This is a genomic window from Halobacillus sp. (assembly GCF_049282395.1).
GTDB lineage: Bacteria > Bacillota > Bacilli > Bacillales > Halobacillaceae > Halobacillus.
The window spans coordinates 1-2,392 of the sequence record NZ_JBAPTY010000135.1; the positions used below are offsets into that span (position 1 = coordinate 1).

Here is a 2,392-nt window from a genome sequence, read left to right on the forward strand (position 1 = left end):
GTGGTCGCAATTCCTTCATTTACGATATGAAGCGATTCTCTCCAGATCGCTTCAATTAGGCGGTCTGCGATATGACCTTCAATTTCATTACGAACATGGAGAACGCTCATCTGCAGACTTTCATAAATGGAAATAGCTTTTTCCACATGTTCATGAGTGGTCTGCTCTCCAGGTACAATTTCCACAAGCGGCAGAATATAAACCGGGTGGAAAGGATGCGCAACGACAAACCGCTCCGGGTTATTCAGATTAGCCTGCAGCTCGGAAGGCATAATGCCGGAAGTACTAGAACCGATAATCGCATCTGCTTTCGCGTTCTGATCAATTGTCTGCAGTACCGTCTGCTTTAGCTCTTCGATTTCAGGGACGTTTTCCTGAATAAAATCCGCCTCTTTTACAGCTTCCGCTGCGTCCGCTTCAAAGGTAAGACGATCCCTCGATGCACCCTCTGCTAGCCCAAGCGCTTCAACGTATGGCCAGGACTGATCCACTGCCTGGCGCATGCGCTCTTCCGCTCCTTCAGCTGGATCGGTTGCAATCACATCATGGCCCTGACCAAGCATGCGTGCAATCCAGCCATTTCCTATGACACCTGTCCCTACGACTGCCATTTTCATGATGATTGACCTCCCCGCGGATTCCTTAATTGTAAATATTCACGTGCTTCCTGAGGAGTCATGGGCTCTAAGTCCATTCCTTGAAGCATGCTGACCGATTTATCGACAAGCTGCTCGTTCTTTGCGGGTACTCCTTTGGATAGATAAATATTATCCTCCAGTCCAACCCGGATGTTCCCGCCCAGAATCGCGGTCTGAGAAGCCATCGGCATTTGCATGCGGCCGATTCCAAAAGCAGACCAGTGAGCATTTTCCGGAATTCGGTTCTTCATATAAAGAATGGTTTCGGCATCAGCAGCCGCTCCCCACGGAATTCCAAGACAAAATTGGAACATCGGATCACCATCTACAAGACCTTCTTTAATTAACTGATTGGCAAAACGAATATGTCCGGTGTCGAAGCACTCAAGCTCAGGCTTCACACCGCTTTCCTGAACCATTTTGGCCTGGTCCCGCAGCCAATCGGTCGGACTCATATAAATCATGTTTCCGAAGTTTGTACTTCCGCAATCCAGGGTGCACATTTCCGGAAGCAGCTCGCCCACCGGTTCATGGCGTTCCGATGGGATCTGAATATCGGTGCCATCTCCGCCTGCAGCTGGTGTGCTCAGGCTCGGGATGAAGTCTCCACCACCGCCGGAAGTAATATTAATGATCACATCCGTTTCCGATTCACGGATGCGGTCTACAATTTCACGGTAGTGATCCATGTTGTGACTAATGCCGCCGGTTTTCGGGTCACGTGCGTGCACATGGGCAACCGTCGCACCCGCTTTAGCGGATTCAATAGCGGATTCCGCAATCTCTTTCGGCGTTACCGGCACATGAGGGTTCTTTTCTAAGGTGTCTCCAGCTCCCGTTACAGCAGAAGTTAACAATACTTTATTTTTCATTCAAAAGATCCTCCTTTGAATCGTTAGGTTTATTTAATCTTTTCAAAGTGTACCAACTGGACTTCACATTTTCAATACCTTTTAAGGATCTATTATTTATTAAACTTATTCAAACCTTCTATGCCAATTTGTGGTCCTCTGGTTTCATTTAAATGGAATTATCACATGGCATAATAAGGAATAATCAATCATCAGTTACTGTTAGAGTTACTCAGCTTCAAAATCATCTTATATTTTTCTAAAAGCTTTCTTATTCCATATTTGAAAAATTACCGTCTGGATCGTACATTTTAAAATGCCAACGAAAAGCAACACTGTATTAAGGAAGGACGAATAAAGCTGAGTCCACGTTCCAATAATTGCGGCAGCATTACCTTGCTAATGCGATGAAACAAACCAAGCGCCTGTTTCATGAACGCAGTCAGAAACCTGTTCACTCTTAATTTCCAGGCTATATTAATGGTTAGTATTGATATCTTCATAAAAAGACTTATTAAGCTAAAGGACCGGTTAGTTAAAGACTCGATTTCGAGATATTGGGTGGAGAAGGGGCTTCAGGGAACGACTCGCTTTCCGCGGGCATGTGCTGAGCTTCCTCAGGCTTCGCCTTCCGGGATCTCACCGATCATGTTCATCCCGCAGGGAGTCTTCGCCGTTCCCTTCCGCTCCTTTGCGATCATGGAGAGCTCGAAATCCTTTACGTAAATGCCTTCATATGAGGAAGAAACCTATGTGATCAACGTAGTCTCTCCAGGGTACAAACGGCGATATAGAAGCATTTAAGATAGGGTTCCCAGCCAGGGTCCGTTCACATGAAATGGCTGGGGCGGCGGAGGAAACGACGAGACTCCCGCGGGAGAAGGAGCTAGGCGAGACCCCACA

The 2,392-nt window shown here is 46.8% G+C and carries 3 protein-coding genes; 1 reads left to right on the plus strand and 2 read right to left on the minus strand.

Annotation, left to right across the window (positions count from 1 at the left end; translation table 11 throughout):
* Window positions 1-617 (minus strand): 3-hydroxyacyl-CoA dehydrogenase NAD-binding domain-containing protein (locus tag WAM07_RS06340; RefSeq protein WP_422165700.1); only part of this gene is annotated, 617 nt, incomplete at its 3' end.
* Window positions 614-1,510, minus strand: a complete 897-nt coding sequence (locus WAM07_RS06345; protein ID WP_422165701.1) for a 3-keto-5-aminohexanoate cleavage protein — start codon at window positions 1,508-1,510, stop codon at window positions 614-616. The genes WAM07_RS06340 and WAM07_RS06345, both read right to left, overlap by 4 nt.
* Before the next feature lie 411 nt (window positions 1,511-1,921).
* Between WAM07_RS06345 and WAM07_RS06350 the strand changes: the two genes are divergently transcribed.
* On the plus strand, window positions 1,922-2,215 hold the full coding sequence (locus WAM07_RS06350; protein ID WP_422165702.1) for a hypothetical protein: 294 nt from the start codon (window positions 1,922-1,924) through the stop codon (window positions 2,213-2,215).
* Window positions 2,216-2,392: the final 177 nt, after the last annotated feature.

Coding starts and splice junctions, on each gene's coding strand:
- WAM07_RS06345 (WP_422165701.1), bottom strand. CDS start 1,510: ATGAAAAATAAAGTATTGTTAACTTCTGCTGTAACGGGAGCTGGAGAC.
- WAM07_RS06350 (WP_422165702.1), top strand. CDS start 1,922: ATGAACGCAGTCAGAAACCTGTTCACTCTTAATTTCCAGGCTATATTA.